Raw genomic sequence first — 14,485 nt, 5'->3', positions numbered from 1 at the left:
TACAGCGCGGTACGTGAGCGCTCCTCAGGCTTGGCGGTGACCTCGGCGGGCCTTCTGCCAGCGGGGACGGCTTGCGGCCGTTCCGGCGGGCCATCGACCTCGGACCTGCCTGAGCATTCGCCGGGATTCGGCAGGGCCGAAGAAGGCTCGGAACGGATTAGGATGGCGATCATGACGGGCTTCAATGAACCTGCTTCCACTCAGACCGCGCTGCTGCTGCTCGGACGCGGGACCGACGCCGGCTCCGAGCGCGGCGTCGACTGTCCCGGCGAGCTGCCCGCGCCCTCCGACCCCGACCTGGTCGAACGCGCCAAGGCCGCCAAGGCGACCCTGGGCGGCAACGTGTTCGTCCTCGGCCACCACTACCAGCGCGACGAGGTGATCCAGTTCGCCGACGTCACCGGCGACTCGTTCAAGCTCGCGCAGCAGGCCGCCGCGCGCCCCGACGCGGAGTACATCCTCTTCTGCGGCGTGCACTTCATGGCCGAGAGCGCCGACATCCTCACCGGCGACCACCAGCGGGTGATCCTGCCGGACATGGCCGCTGGCTGCTCGATGGCCGACATGGCCACCGCCTCGCAGGTCGAGCAGTGCTGGGAGGACCTCAAACGCGTCGGCGTCGCCGACGTGACGGTCCCGGTGACCTACATGAACTCCACCGCCGCCATCAAGGGCTTCGTCGGGCGCGAGGGCGGCCTGGTGTGCACCTCCTCGAACGCCGAGCGGGCGCTGCGGTGGGCCTACGACCAGGGCGAGAAGGTCCTGTTCCTGCCCGACCAGCACCTGGGCCGCAACACGATGGTGCGCGAGCTGGGCTACGCGCTCGAGGACTGCGTGCTCTACAACCCGCACAAGCCGAACGGCGGCCTCACCGACCAGGAGCTGCGGGACGCGAAGATCATCCTGTGGAAGGGCCACTGCTCGGTCCACGGGCGCTTCACGCTCGAATGCGTCGAGGAGATGCGCCGCCTCGACCCCGAGGTCAACATCATGGTCCACCCCGAGTGCAAGCACGAGGTGGTGGCCGCGGCCGACTACGTGGGCTCGACCGAGTACATCATCAAGCGGCTCGAAGCGGCCGAACCGGGCTCCTCGTGGGCCGTGGGCACCGAGCTGAACCTGGTGCGGCGCCTGGCGAACCGCTTCCCGGACAAGAAGATCTCGTTCCTGGACAAGACCGTCTGCTACTGCTCCACGATGAACCGGATCGACCTGCCGCACCTGGTGTGGGCCCTGGAGGAGCTGGTGGCCGGGCGCGTCCCGAACACGATCACCGTCGAGCCGGGCACCGCCGCGTACGCGCGCGAGGCCCTCGACCGGATGCTCGCGCTGCCGTAGCGAACCGCTCACCCGGATCGTAGATCCTATAGGATCAGCGGGGTCCACGATCCGGGCGGACCCGGTCGCAGGGGTCTAATCACGCGCGAGCGCGGGCCTCCGTTGCACGAACGGGTGGTGCGCATGATCACCGTGGGTAAAGTCGCTACCTGGGCGTTTTCCTTGTGGCTATTCCGTTATCGTTGGTCCGCCACCGGAGGTTCACGGTTCGCGAAAGCCGCCTCGGCAGCCGGAGCCCGTCCCGACCGTCACCGCCGCCGCACCGGCGCTCCCCGGCATCACAATCCAGAACTCCACCGATCGAGGAGACCTGTTGAGCAGCACCGACGCCACCCCCGAATCCGGCACTCTCGACGATGTGCTGATCATCCACGGCGGCACCCCCCTCGAAGGCGAGGTCACCGTCCGCGGGGCGAAGAACCTCGTCTCCAAGGCGATGGTGGCGGCCCTGCTCGGCACCTCCCCCTCGGTCCTGCGATCGGTCCCGGCCATCCGGGACGTCGAGGTCGTCACCGGGCTCCTGCGCGTCCACGGCGTCGAGGTCGAACTCGACGGCGACACGCTCTACATGGACCCCACCTCGGTCGAGTCCGCCGGCGTCGAGGAGATCAACGTCCACGCCGGGACCAGCCGCATCCCGATCCTGCTGTGCGGGCCGCTCCTGCACCGCCTCGGCCGCGCGTTCATCCCCGACCTCGGCGGCTGCAACATCGGCGGCCGCCCCATCGACTTCCACCTCGACGCTCTGCGCGAGTTCGGCGCCGTGGTCGAGAAGGGCCCCGACGGCACGCACCTGTCGGCCCCCAACGGGCTCCACGGCATCCGCTACGAGCTCGAGTACCCCTCGGTCGGCGCCACCGAGCAGGTGCTGCTGACGGCCGTCATGGCCAAGGGCACCACCGAGCTGCGCAACGCCGCGATCGAACCGGAGATCGTCGACCTCATCTGCATCTTGCAGAAGATGGGCGCGATCATCAAGGTCCACACCAACCGCGTCATCGAGATCGTCGGCGTCGACGAGCTCAAGGGCTACTCGCACCGGGCCCTGCCCGACCGCATCGAGGCCGCCTCCTGGGCCTCGGCGGCCCTCGCGACCGAGGGCAACGTCTTCGTGCGCGGCGCCCAGCAGGCCGACATGATGACCTTCCTCAACGTCTTCCGCTCCATCGGCGGCGCCTACGAGGTCGACGACGACCCGAACGTCGGCGGCATCCGCTTCTGGCACCCCGGCACCGCGCTCAAGCCCGTGGCGCTGGAGACCGACGTGCACCCCGGGCTCATGACCGACTGGCAGCAGCCGATCGTGGTGGCCCTGACCCAGGCCGACGGCCTGTCGATCATGCACGAGACGGTCTATGAGAACCGCTTCGGCTACACCTCGGAGCTGCGCCGCATGGGCGCCAACATCGAGCTGTACTCCGACTGCCTCGGCGGCACCCCCTGCCGCTGGGGACGGCGCAACTTCCTGCACTCGGCGGTCATCGCCGGGCCCTCGAAGCTGCACGCCGCCGACCTCCAGATCCCCGACCTCCGCGCCGGATTCAGCCACCTCATCGCCGCGATGGCCGCCGAGGGCACCTCGCGCGTCTACGGCGTCGACCGCTACATCACCCGCGGCTACGAGAACTTCGAGGAGAAGCTCCTCGGACTCGGCGCCAAGATCGAGCGGCCCCGCGCCTGAGCGACCGCGCGCCGGTTCGTACGCAGCCGCGAGCCGTGAGCAATCCGGGCGACACCGGCATAGGTATGCTTGAGAGGCAGCAGCACGCAGCGAGTTGAGGAAGGCCGATCGTCCGTGGGGAAGAAGTCCGCCCAGGCAGACCCTGCCACAGAGGAACCGACGCCGGTCGCGGCCGTCGAGAGAAAAGGCACGGAGAAGAAGGGCAAGGCGACCCCCCGAAGGCCCAACCAGTCCAAGGCGCGCCCCCCGATCAACCCGCCGCTGACGAACAGGGAGAAGCGGGAGGCCGCCAAGAAGTCCGGCCCGCTCACCAAGGAGCAGAAGCGCCAGGCCAAGGCCGACCTCCGGGCCGAGCGCGCCCGCATCGCCGAAGGCCAGTGGAAGGGCGACCCGCTCTTCGACAAGTACCACATCCCGCGCGACCGCGGCCCCGAGCGCCTCCTCGTGCGCGACATCGTCGACTCGCGCTGGTCGGTCGGCCAGTACTACATGTTCGGCGCGTTCGCGATCCTCATCTTCTCCACCTCCGGGAACGTCCAGCTCCAGAGCTACCTGTTCATCGCGCTGCTGGCCCTGACCGCCGTCATCGTCCTGGAGTCGGTGCTCCTGTGCCGGCGCGTCAAGCGCATCGTCTACAAGCGCTTCCCCAAGACCGAGCAGCGCAAGGGCGGCCTGTACTGGTACGCGATCCAGCGGAGCATCATGCCCCGCTCGATGCGCAACCCGCGGGCCCGCATGAGCTACAAGGCCACCGAGGACGACCTCGGCAAGATCGTCAAGTAGCGCCGAGGGGTCCCACCGGCCCCTCGCGCAGCACAGGGCGGCGCTGCCCGGCTCCGCCCGCCCATCGGACGGGCCCGGCGCACCGCAGTGAACCCTCCCGGGTCCCCGATGGCTTACCCTCGAACTGTCGTAGCCCTCTCTGACCCCGGAAAGTAGTCAACGTGGTGGATGTCGCGGTGGACTTGCGGGCAGGGTTGTTCCGCGCCCTCGGCCCGCTCGATCGCGCCACCATGCGCCACGCGATCGCCGACACCGTCGCCTTGCAGCAGATCCGCGAAGAGGCGACGCTGCGCCTCGCCCGCCACGCCGGCGAGGCCGACCAGTCGCGCCTGCTGGGCGTGCGCGCGGTCATCCTGCGGGTCCTCGGCGACTTCGACGCGGCCGAAGTGGACGCCGCCGCCGCCGTCAAGTACGCCGAGGCCGTCGGCGCCGACCTGCTCCTGGCCCCCGCCCGCGCCCGGCTCGGGCAGGTGCTGCGCGTGCGGGGCCGCTTCGAGGAGGCCGACCAGCTGTTCGCGCTCGCCGAGGCCGGCGAGCTGCCGCGGACCCTCACCGGCGCCGTCCGCGCCTACGCCGGGCTCTCGTGCATCGCCCAGGGCCGCATCACCGAGAGCCTCATCCACGTCCAGCGCGCCTCCGAGCAGAACCCGCACGGATTCGTCATGCAGATCGTCGAGACCGCGCTCTCGATCATCGAGGAGCGCGCCGCGAAGACCGGGTTCGGCCCGCCCCCGCGCGGGTGGCCCGAACGCGCCGGACACCCCGCGCCCGAGCGGTTCCAGGACCCCCAGACCGGCCGCTTCGGCTACCTCGGCCCGAACGGCCAGCCGGTCGTGCAGGCCGCGTTCAGCCAGGCCGGGGACTTCCGAGGCGGCGTCGCCGCCGTGTGCCAGGCCGACTGGGGCGCGATCGACCGCAACGGCACCGTCGTCGTCCCGATGCTCTACACCTCCATGGAGACCCCCACCGCCGACGGGCGCACCGTCACCGGGTTCGTCAACGGCGTCGCCGCCGCCTCCCAGCGGGGCCGGGTCGTCCTCGTCCACAAGACCGGCCGCGTCGTCGTGCCCCCGCGCTACCAGCGCATCGAGGTCCACCCGGCCGGTTTCCTCGTCACCGACGGCTACTCCTGGGGCGTGCTCGGACTCGACGGCGCCGAGACCGTCCCCCTCCGCCTCGACCGCGCCGAGGCCCTCGGCACCCTCGAAGCGGCCGTCTCCATCGACGACGGGCCGCTGTAGCCGCCGGCGCCGACCCGCGGTGAGGGACGCGGCACCCAGAGTCCTCACGTTTCTCGATAGCCTGAGAGCCATGCCGAACCTCGACCCCTGGGTCGTCATCGTCGCCGTCGCGACCCTGTCCGCCCTCGCGGTCAGCCTCGCGCGCCTGCTCATCAAATGGCTGCTGCTGCGCCACGCCTCCGAGCGCCAGTCCCTCCTCATCGGCAAGGCCCTGCGGCCCGCGCAGCTCATGGCCGCCACCGGCGGGGTGCAGATCCTGCTGTTCGTCCAGAGCGACGTCGCCGCCGGAGGCTGGGACAACCCGTGGAACATCAACCTGAGCCGCACCCTCATGTTCGGCACCGTCATCTCCGGCGCGTGGCTCATCTCGAACCTGCTCAGCATCGCCAAGACCCCCGTCCAGTCGCGCTGGGGCTCGCTCGACGAGAACGACGTCGGCGGCAGGCGCCGGCGCACCCAGGCGATCGTCACCTACCGGCTGGTCGCGGCGGGCGTGTGGATGGTGGCCATCGGGATCATCCTGTTCAACATCCCCTCGCTGCGGGTCCTCGGCACCTCGCTGCTCGGGGCGGCCGGCCTCGCGGGCGTCATCGCCGCACTGGCCGCGCAGACGATGCTCCAGAACCTCTTCGCGGGGATGCAGCTCGCCTTCGGCGACGCGCTGCGCCTCGAAGACGTCGTCGTCATCGAGGGCGAGTGGGGCCGCATCGAGGAGATCACCCTCTCCTACGTGGTCGTGCGCATCTGGGACGAGCGGCGGCTGGTGCTGCCCACCTCGTACTTCAAGTCCCACCCGTACGTCAACTGGACCCGCAACAACCCCGCGGTGATCGGCACGGTCATGCTCGACGCCGACTGGCGGCTGCCGATGGAGGCGGCCCGCACCGAGCTGCACCGGTACCTGACCGAGAGCCCGCTGTGGGACGGGCGCAGCCACAGCATGAACGTCATCGAGGCCACGGGCCCGTACATGCGCCTGCGCATCACCGTCTCGGCGGCCAACCCCGCCGACCAGTGGACCCTCAGGTGCGGGGTGCGCGAGCACATGATCGGCTGGATCGTCGCCGAGCACCCCCACTGCATCCCCCGCATCCGCGTCAACAGCCACCAGTCGGTGATGGACGTGCGCGGCGCGGCCTTCCCCGACCAGCAGGCCGAGGCCCAGCCCATCGAGCCCTCCGAGGTGCAGATGCTGCTCAGCGAGATGCCGTTCGAGCAGCGCAGGCCCGCCCCCGAAGCCTGACCGGTCCGATAGCCCGCGTCCGAGGGCAATCGACGCGCGCGGCCGATCTGTGATGTTGGTTTCGTTGACGCTAGCCGCTCGGCAGGTAGGCTCTCAGCCATGGAGTTTCGTCATCTCGGCCGCTCTGGCCTCGTTATTTCCGAACTGACTTACGGCAACTGGATCACCCACGGCGGGCAGGTGGAGGAGGAGGCCGCGGTCGCGTGCGTCCGGGCCGCCCTCGACGAAGGCATCACCACCTTCGACACCGCCGACGTGTACGCGCAGGGCGCGGCCGAGGAGGTCCTCGGCCGGGCGCTCAAGAACGAGCGCCGCGACGGCCTGGAGATCTTCACCAAGGTCTACTGGCCGATGGGCGAGGGCAAGAACGACCGGGGCCTGTCGGCCAAGCACATCAAGGAGTCGATCAACAACTCCCTGCGCCGCCTCCAGACCGACCGGGTCGAGCTGTACCAGGCGCACCGCTTCGACTACGAGACCCCGCTGGAGGAGACCTTCCAGGCCTTCGCCGACGTGGTCCACTCCGGCAAGGCCCACTACATCGGCGTCTCCGAGTGGACCGCCGACCAGATCCGCCGCGGCCACGCCCTGGCCCAGGACCTGAAGATCCAGCTCGTGTCCTCGCAGCCGCAGTACTCGGCGCTGTGGCGGATCATCGAGGGCGAGGTCGTCCCGGCCTCCGAGGACCTCGGCATCGGCCAGATCGTGTGGTCCCCGCTCGCCGGCGGCGTGCTCACCGGCAAGTACAAGCCCGGCCAGGACGCCCCGGCCGGCTCGCGCGGCGCCGACCCCAGGTTCGGACGCTTCGTCGAGAAGTGGCTCCAGGACGACGTGCTGGAGCGGGTGCAGCAGCTCGGCCCGATCGCCGAGGCCCTGGGCCTGTCGATCGCGCAGCTCAGCCTCGCGTGGGTGCTCCAGAACCCGAACGTGTCGGCCGCGCTCATCGGCGCGACCCGCCCCGAGCAGGTCAAGGAGAACGTCAAGGCCGTGGGCGTGGTGCTCGACGCCGACGTGCTCGCCAAGATCGACGAGGTGCTCGCGCCGGTCGCCGTGACCGACCCGGGCGAGACCGCCAGCCCCAAGCCGCGCGCTTAGGGCGAACCCGGGCCACCCGCCAGGGCGAGGGCCCGCTGGAACAACTGAGGATCGGCCGCATCGAACCACTCGATGCGGCCGTCCCTTTTGAACCAGGAGCGCTGGCGGCGCACGAAGCGGCGGGTGCCCTGGACGGTGAGCCGGAAGGCCTCCTCCTCGTCGTACTCCCCCGCGAAATGGTCGAGGACCTGCCGGTATCCCAGCGCCCGCCACGCGGTGCGGCCCTCGCGCAGGCCCTGGGCTTCAAGGGCGCGGACCTCGTCCAACAACCCCGCGTCCCACATGATCCGCACGCGCCGCTCGATCCGCTCGTCGAGGGCGGCGGTGTCGAGGTCGACCCCGATGCGGATCGCTTCGAGGTGGGCCTTGGGCTCAGGCAGGCTCGCGGTGAAGGAGCCGGTCAGCTCCACGACTTCGAGGGCGCGCACGACTCGGCGCCCGTTCGAGGGCAGGATCGCCTTGGCGGCCTCGGGGTCGAGGCTCCGCAGCCGCTCCCAGAGCGCGGCCGGGCCGAGGCGTTCGAGTTCGGTCTCGAGGCGGGCGCGGATCCGCGGATCGGTGCCGGGGAAGGCCATCTCGTCGAGGGCGGCCTGGAGGTAGAGGCCGGAGCCGCCCACGAGGATCGGGCGCCGGCCCCGGGAGCGGATGTCCCCGATCGCCTCGCGGGCGAGGCGCTGGTAGCTCGCCACGTCGGCGGGCTCGGTGACGTCGAGGACGTCGAACACGTGGTGGGGGACGCCGCGGCGCTCCTCGGCGGTGATCTTGGCGGTGCCGATGTCCATCCCCCGGTACAACTGCATCGAGTCGGCGTTGACCACTTCCCCGTCGAGGGCCAGCGCCAGTTCCACCGACAGCGCCGTCTTCCCGGCCGCGGTGGGCCCTACGACCGCGATCACCGGCGGCTGTAGGGTGGGGAGGCCGCCTCCCGCCTCCCGGCGAAGATCGCCAGCCATAAGTCGGCAGCCTCAGCGAAGCTCGCGAGCTGTGGATTGGGACGGCGCAACTGAATGACCCCCTCGGTACAGGCGGCCCCACCCGGCTGGCGGCGACCCGCCAACCACCGTAAGGTACGGGAAAGACGTACCTTAGTTCGTGTGAAGGATTTGAGATTACCGCGATGAGTGACCTCGGAGACTGGACCAGCTTCGGCCGCATCGACGCCGACGGCACGGTCTATGTGAAGACCTCCTCCGGCGAGCGCGCGGTCGGCTCTTGGCAGGCCGGCTCCACCGAGGAGGGCATCGCGCACTTCGCGCGCAAGTACGCCGACCTCGTAGTGGAAGTCGATCTCATCGCCGCGCGCCTGAACTCGGAGTCGGCGGACGTGGAGCAGGCTGCCGCGCAGCTGCGCAAGCTCCGCGACGGCCTGGACACCGCGGCCGTGGTCGGTGACGTCGACGGACTCGCGACCCGGTTGGACGGCCTGTCCAAGCACGCCGAGGAGAAGCTCGGCGAGTTCAAGGCCGCCAAGGACGCCGAGCGCGCCGAGGCCGTCGCCGCCAAGGAGGCCCTCGTGGCCGAGGCGGAGGAGCTCGCGGCCCGCGACAGCCACTGGAAGGCCTCGGGTCAGCGCTTCAGCGAGATCATCGAGGAGTGGAAGTCGATCCACGGGGTCGACCGCAAGACCGACCAGAAGCTGTGGCGCCGGTTCTCCGCCGCGCGCGACACCTTCACCCGGCACCGCGGCGCCTACTTCTCGCAGCTCGACGCCGAGCGCAAGGTGATCGGGCAGAAGAAGGAAGAGCTGATCGCGCAGGCCGAGGAGCTGTCGACTTCGACCGACTGGGGCCCCACGGCCGACCGGTTGAAGGGCCTGATGAACGAGTGGAAGGAAGCCGGGCGACTGGCTCCGGACGCCGAGCAGAAGGCCTGGAAGCGGTTCCGGGCGGCGCAGGACGTGTTCTTCAACGCGCGCTCGGAGGTGTTCTCGGCCCGCGACGCGGAGCTGGAGGCGAACCAGGCCGCGAAGGAGGAGCTGCTCAAGCAGGCCGAGGCGCTCGACATCGAGGCCGACCCGAAGGCCGCGCAGCAGGCGTTCCGGGAGCTCCAGGCCGGTTGGCACGACGCCGGCGCGGTCCCGCGCAAGAACCAGGCGAAGCTCCAGCGGCGTCTGCGCAACGTGGAGGACAAGCTCCGCGAGGCGCTGGACACCGCGTGGCGCAAGGTCCCGGTCGAGGAGAACCCGCTGCTGCTCCAGATGCGCCAGCAGGTCGCCGAGGCCGAGGAGAAGCTGGAGCGCGCGAAGGCCGACGGGAACCCGGGCCGGATCAAGAAGGCCGAGGCGGACCTCGCGGGCAAGCAGCAGTTCCTGAAGCTGGCCGAGGGGACCCAGTAGCGCGGCCGAGGCCGACTGAATAGGCGAAAGCTCCTGTTGTCGCGGGGTTCTCGGGAACGCATTGGGACGTTCGCCGGGCGATCGGGATAATGGGACGGGGCTACGACGGCGTGGACCGATGCGGTCCGCGCCGTTCGCCGTCCCCAGCCGCTTCGACCTACCCCGACAGGAAGGCAGCCGCATGACCCTCGAGACCCTCCCCCAGCAGTTCATCGACGCCGACACGATCTTCAACCTCCGCGATCTCGGCGGCTGGGAGGCCGCCGGCGGCAAGCGGGTGCGGCCGGGCCGGGTCTTCCGCTCCGACAACCTCGGGCTGGTCACCGAGGCCGACCTGGACCTGCTGGTCAACCGCCTCGGCGTCCGCCACGTCATCGACCTGCGCCGCGCCGAGGAGTGGGAGGTCGCCGGGCGGTTCCCCGAGACCGAGGGCGTCGAGTTCCACCACTTCGAGCTGCTGCACCTGAAGTGGGAGCACCTCGGCCGCGAGTTCGCCGAGGGCGCGGACGTGGTGCCGTTCCTGCGCCAGCGCTATTCGGGGATGCTCGAATCGGGGTACGCCTCGGTGCGCGACTCGCTCGAGGTGATCGCCTCGGGCGAGCCGGTCCTGTTCCACTGCATGGCTGGGAAGGACCGGACCGGCATCCTGGCGGCCGCGCTCCTGTCGGTGCTGGGGGTCGGCGAGGAGGACATCGCGGCCGACTACGCGCTGTCGAACGTGGGTATCGCGCGGTGGCGGCGCTTCCGGGACGAGCGCTACGGCAAGCCCGCGTCCGAGAGCGGGCTGACGACGCCGGCCGAGGCGATGCTGGAGACCCTCGACGAGGTGAAGACCCGCTTCGGGTCGATGGCCGCGTACGTGGCCGCGACCGGTTTCGCCCGGGCCGAGGCGCTTCGGTCGGATCTGCTCGAATAGTCCGGCCCGCAATCTGAGACGGTCGGGCGTTTAATTCCATCGATTTTCGGTTCACCGGACTCGTTGCGCCGCAACGGGTCCGGCGATTTCTTGCGATCTTGTAGGAATTGCTTACCGGCCGGCCGGTGAAATTCGGTTGCCGGATGTCGTACCCCGCTCGTACCTTGGTGCGGTGGGCTCAGAGCGGTTGAAAACTCCAGAACAGTCAGAGACGGATGCTCCCCCGCCACGACGGTCGGCGCTGACGAACCTGTGGCGGATCAAGAAGTACCTGCACCCCTACCGGTACCGGTTGGCGCTGCTGTGGTCGATGGTCCTGCTCAACATCATCTCCGGGCTGTCCATCCCGCCGGTCGTCGGCGCGGCGATCGACGGGCCCATCAGCGACGGCGACATGCGCCGGCTGGCGGTCTTCGCCGCCGTCGTCGCCGGGCTCGGCGCGGCCGACGCGCTCCTCAACCTGACCCGGCGCTACATGCAGACGACCACCGCGATGGCCATCGAGGCCGACATCCGCGCGGCCCTCTACGAGCACCTCCAGCGCCTCCACACCGGCTTCCACGACCGCTGGCAGACCGGGCAGCTCCTCGCCCGCGTCACCGCCGACCTCGGCATGATCCGCCGCTTCTTCGCCGGCGGCATGATCTTCGCGATCAGCTCCACCGGCATGATCACCATCATCCTGGGCCAGCTGCTGTTCATCGAATGGCGGCTGGCGCTCGTCGTGGCCGCCTCGGCGATCCCGCTGTTCCTCATCGGACGCGGATTCTTCCGCAACTACCTGCCCGCCGCCCGCGCCGAGCAGGACCAGTCCGGCGAGGTCGCCAGCGCCGCCGAGGAGGCGGCCCTCGGCATCCGCGCGATCAAGGCGCTCGGGCGCGGCCCGCTCATGGCCGCGCGCTTCGAGGCCGAGGCCGCCGAGCTGCGCGACCGCGGCGTCCGCAAGAGCCTCATCGCCTCCCGCTCCTGGTCGGCCTTCGGCGCGATCGCCTCGGCCGCGCTCGGCGTCGTGCTCGTGGCCGGTTCGGTGATGGTCGCGAACGGGAGCCTCTCGGTCGGCAACCTGACCGCGTTCATCATGCTGCAACTGGCCCTGCTGTGGCCGATCGAGGCCTCGGGCTGGGTCATGGCGCACGGCAACGAGGCGATGACCGCCGCCGACCGCGTGTACGACGTGTTCGACACCGAGCCGGCCATCAAGGACCGTCCCGGCGCGAAGGTGGTCGACCGCGCCTCGGTGCGCGGCGAACTGGTCTTCGAAGGCGTCCGCTTCGGTTTCGAGGACGACTCCCGGGAAGTCCTGCGCGGCGTGGACCTACAGGTCAGGCCGGGCGAGACCCTCGCGATCGCGGGGCGCACCGGCTCGGGCAAGACCACCCTCGTCTCGCTGCCCTCGCGCCTGAACGACCCGACCGGCGGCCGGATCCTCTTGGACGGCACCGACATCCGCGACCTGCAACTGGCGAACCTGCGCTCGGTGGTCACCACCGCGTTCGAGGAGGCCACGCTGTTCTCGATGAGCGTGCGCGAGAACCTCGCGCTCGGTCGCCCCGACGCCGACGAGCGCGACCTGCTGGAGGCCCTGCGGGTCGCCCAGGCCGAGTTCGTCCACGACCTGCCGTACGGGCTCGACACCCGCATCGGCGAGCAGGGGCTGTCGCTGTCCGGCGGCCAGCGCCAGCGCCTCGCGCTCGCCCGCGCCGTGGTCGTCAAGCCGGCGGTGCTCGTGCTCGACGACCCGCTCTCGGCCCTGGACGTGCACACCGAGGAGCTGGTGGAGAAGGCCCTGGAGCACGTCCTGAAGGACACCACGGCGTTGATCGTGGTGCACCGGCCCTCGACGGTGGCGCTGGCCGACCGGGTGGCGCTGCTGCACGAGGGGCGGATCGCGGCGGTCGGCGAGCACTCGGAGTTGATGGTTTCGAGCCCTGAGTACGTGGACGTGCTCTCGGCCGCGTCTGAGGAGGTGTCGGCGTGACGGCGACCGACAAGCACGCGTCGTGGCGGGGCCGGGCCGAGTCCGCGGAGGCGGACCGGACGAGCGCCGAGCTGGACGACGCCGAGTCGATCAAGGAACTGCGGACGCAGTCGCGGCGGCTGCTCGGTTCGATGATGCGCCCGCACAAGCGGGCGATCGGGTTCCTCGTGGGCATCCTCGTGGTGCAGAACTTCGTGACGATGGCGACGCCGATCCTGGTCATGTACGGCATCGACCACGGCATCCCGGCGATCAGCGAGCGCGGGGACTACTCGGTGATCGGGTGGATCGGCGTGTCGTTCGCGCTGGTGGCGATCCTGGAGTACCTGTGCGTGCGGCTGTACATCGCGCAGTCGGCGAAGGTGAGCGCGGCGATGCTGTTCAACCTGCGCAACCGGGTGTTCAAGAAGTTCCAGCGGCTGTCGGTGTCCTTCCACGAGCGGTTCACCTCCGGGCGGGTGACGGCCCGGCAGAGCTCGGACATGGAGGCCATCCGGGAGATGACCGAGAACGGCGTGGACGACCTGGTGCTGGCCGCGCTCAACGTCGTGACGATCACCGTGGTCATGCTGGTGATCGACGCTCGTCTGGCGGCCGTGTCGCTGCTGACGTTCCCGCTGATGCTGCTGCTGGGCCGGTGGTTCAACCGGGTCTCCACGCTGGCCTACCGGCGGGCGCGGGAGACGGTGGCGCTGCTCATCGTCTACTTCGTGGAGTCGATGGGCGGGGTCCGCGCGGTGCAGGCCTACCGGCGCGAGGAGCGCGACCGGGAGCTGTTCGCGGGGTTGAACACCGACAACCGGTTCGCGCAGGCGGCCGGCCACCAGCAGAACGCGTTCATGTCCGGCGGGATGCGCGGTATCGGGCACCTGGCGACGGTGGTGGTGCTGCTGTTCGGCGGCTGGCAGGTGATGCAGGGCAACACCGAGCTCGGCGTGCTGGCGGCGTTCCTGCTGTACATGAAGCGGTTCTTCGACCCGCTCAACGAGCTGGTGCAGTTCTACAACGTGCTCCAGTCGGCGACCTCGGCGCTGGAGAAGATCTCCGGGGTGCTCGACGAGGAGATCGAGGTGGCCGAGCCCGAGTCGCCGCGCAGGATCGAGCGTCCGCGCGGGGAGCTGCACTTCGACGGGGTGCGGTTCCAGTACCGCGAGGACCAGGTGGTGCTGCCGGGCCTGGACCTGCTGGTGCCGGGCGGGCAGACGATCGCGCTGGTGGGTTCGACCGGTGCGGGCAAGACCACGATCGCGAAGCTGGTGAGCCGGTTCTACGACCCGAAGGCGGGCGCGCTCCGGCTCGACGGGGTGGACCTGCGGGAGTTGAGCGAGGCGGACCTGCGGTCGGGGGTCGTGATGATCACACAGGAGAACTTCCTGTTCAACGGCACGATCGCGGAGAACATCGAGCTGGGCCGGCCCGGGGCCTCGCGGGAGCGGGTGGTGGAGGCCGCGAAGGTGGTCGGCGCGCACGAGTTCATCGAGGCGCTGCCGGAGGGCTACGACACGCACGTGCGCAAGCGCGGCGGGCGGCTCTCGGCGGGGCAGCGGCAGCTGGTGGTGTTCGCGCGGGCGTTCCTGGCCGATCCGAAGGTGCTGATCCTCGACGAGGCGACCTCGTCGCTGGACATCCCCTCGGAGCGGCTGGTGCAGCGGGCGCTGCGGACGATCCTGGCGGACCGGACGGCGATCATCATCGCCCACCGGCTCTCGACGGTGGAGATCGCCGACCGGGTGCTGGTGCTGGAGCACGGCCGGATCATCGAGGACGGGCACCCGAACGACCTGATCGACCACGGCGGGGAGTACGCGACCCTGCACCGCCAGTGGGAGGACTCGCTGGTCTAGGGCGGGTCTACGCTGGAGGCACCCGAGACCC

11 protein-coding genes are annotated in these 14,485 nt (G+C 70.2%); 10 read left to right on the top strand and 1 reads right to left on the bottom strand.

Features of this window, described 5'->3' with window-relative positions; all coding sequences use genetic code 11:
• The first annotated feature begins 171 nt into the window (after positions 1-171).
• From nadA to IF12_RS0103045, 6 genes are all read left to right on the top strand, one after another.
• Positions 172-1,338, top strand: a complete 1,167-nt coding sequence (nadA, locus tag IF12_RS0103070; protein ID WP_030154419.1) for a quinolinate synthase NadA — start codon at positions 172-174, stop codon at positions 1,336-1,338.
• Between the two features lie 313 nt (positions 1,339-1,651).
• Positions 1,652-3,019 carry a UDP-N-acetylglucosamine 1-carboxyvinyltransferase gene (murA, locus tag IF12_RS0103065; protein WP_051703902.1) on the top strand — a complete coding sequence of 456 codons (1,368 nt, stop codon included), beginning with the start codon at positions 1,652-1,654 and terminating at the stop codon, positions 3,017-3,019.
• A 114-nt stretch (positions 3,020-3,133) separates the two neighbouring features.
• Positions 3,134-3,802, top strand: coding sequence for a DUF3043 domain-containing protein (locus tag IF12_RS22585; RefSeq protein WP_051703901.1), 669 nt, complete (start codon positions 3,134-3,136; stop codon positions 3,800-3,802).
• 176 nt (positions 3,803-3,978) lie between these two features.
• Entirely contained in the window at positions 3,979-5,043 is a 1,065-nt protein-coding gene (locus IF12_RS0103055; protein ID WP_133884235.1) for a WG repeat-containing protein, read from the top strand.
• A 70-nt stretch (positions 5,044-5,113) separates the two neighbouring features.
• Positions 5,114-6,286, top strand: a complete 1,173-nt coding sequence (locus IF12_RS0103050; protein ID WP_051703900.1) for a mechanosensitive ion channel family protein — start codon at positions 5,114-5,116, stop codon at positions 6,284-6,286.
• Between the two features lie 99 nt (positions 6,287-6,385).
• Positions 6,386-7,381 carry an aldo/keto reductase family protein gene (locus IF12_RS0103045; protein WP_030154410.1) on the top strand — a complete coding sequence of 332 codons (996 nt, stop codon included), beginning with the start codon at positions 6,386-6,388 and terminating at the stop codon, positions 7,379-7,381.
• Here the strand turns inward: IF12_RS0103045 and miaA are convergent.
• Positions 7,378-8,334 (bottom strand): tRNA (adenosine(37)-N6)-dimethylallyltransferase MiaA, encoded by a 957-nt coding sequence (miaA, locus tag IF12_RS22580; RefSeq protein ID WP_051703899.1) that lies wholly within the window; start codon positions 8,332-8,334, stop codon positions 7,378-7,380. The genes IF12_RS0103045 and miaA overlap by 4 nt on opposite strands.
• A 164-nt stretch (positions 8,335-8,498) precedes the next feature.
• Here miaA and IF12_RS0103035 point away from each other — a divergent pair, with 164 nt between their 5' ends.
• The 4 genes from IF12_RS0103035 (at position 8,499) to IF12_RS0103020 (ending at position 14,454) form a co-directional block, all read left to right on the top strand.
• Positions 8,499-9,716, top strand: a complete 1,218-nt coding sequence (locus IF12_RS0103035) for a DUF349 domain-containing protein (protein ID WP_030154408.1) — start codon at positions 8,499-8,501, stop codon at positions 9,714-9,716.
• A gap of 181 nt (positions 9,717-9,897) precedes the next feature.
• Positions 9,898-10,632: a tyrosine-protein phosphatase gene (locus tag IF12_RS0103030; protein ID WP_051703898.1), complete on the top strand. Its 735-nt coding sequence runs from the start codon at positions 9,898-9,900 to the stop codon at positions 10,630-10,632.
• A 310-nt stretch (positions 10,633-10,942) separates the two neighbouring features.
• Positions 10,943-12,610 carry an ABC transporter ATP-binding protein gene (locus tag IF12_RS0103025; RefSeq protein WP_081913158.1) on the top strand — a complete coding sequence of 556 codons (1,668 nt, stop codon included), beginning with the start codon at positions 10,943-10,945 and terminating at the stop codon, positions 12,608-12,610.
• Positions 12,607-14,454, top strand: coding sequence for an ABC transporter ATP-binding protein (locus IF12_RS0103020; protein ID WP_030154397.1), 1,848 nt, complete (start codon positions 12,607-12,609; stop codon positions 14,452-14,454). The genes IF12_RS0103025 and IF12_RS0103020 overlap by 4 nt, the downstream gene beginning before the upstream one ends.
• The last annotated feature ends 31 nt before the right edge of the window (positions 14,455-14,485 follow it).

It is taken from the genome of Glycomyces sp. NRRL B-16210, assembly GCF_000719515.1.
Taxonomy (GTDB): Bacteria; Actinomycetota; Actinomycetes; order Mycobacteriales; family Micromonosporaceae; genus Glycomyces.
This window is presented reverse-complemented; position numbering and strand designations above follow the sequence as displayed.

Excerpts from the sequence above, each read along its gene's own strand:
- nadA (WP_030154419.1), top strand. The coding sequence starts at position 172 with ATGACGGGCTTCAATGAACCTGCTTCCACTCAGACCGCGCTGCTGCTG.
- IF12_RS0103050 (WP_051703900.1), top strand. The coding sequence starts at position 5,114 with ATGCCGAACCTCGACCCCTGGGTCGTCATCGTCGCCGTCGCGACCCTG.
- IF12_RS0103045 (WP_030154410.1), top strand. The coding sequence starts at position 6,386 with ATGGAGTTTCGTCATCTCGGCCGCTCTGGCCTCGTTATTTCCGAACTG.
- IF12_RS0103025 (WP_081913158.1), top strand. The coding sequence starts at position 10,943 with ATGGTCCTGCTCAACATCATCTCCGGGCTGTCCATCCCGCCGGTCGTC.
- IF12_RS0103035 (WP_030154408.1), top strand. The coding sequence starts at position 8,499 with ATGAGTGACCTCGGAGACTGGACCAGCTTCGGCCGCATCGACGCCGAC.
- IF12_RS0103030 (WP_051703898.1), top strand. The coding sequence starts at position 9,898 with ATGACCCTCGAGACCCTCCCCCAGCAGTTCATCGACGCCGACACGATC.
- miaA (WP_051703899.1), bottom strand. The coding sequence starts at position 8,334 with ATGGCTGGCGATCTTCGCCGGGAGGCGGGAGGCGGCCTCCCCACCCTA.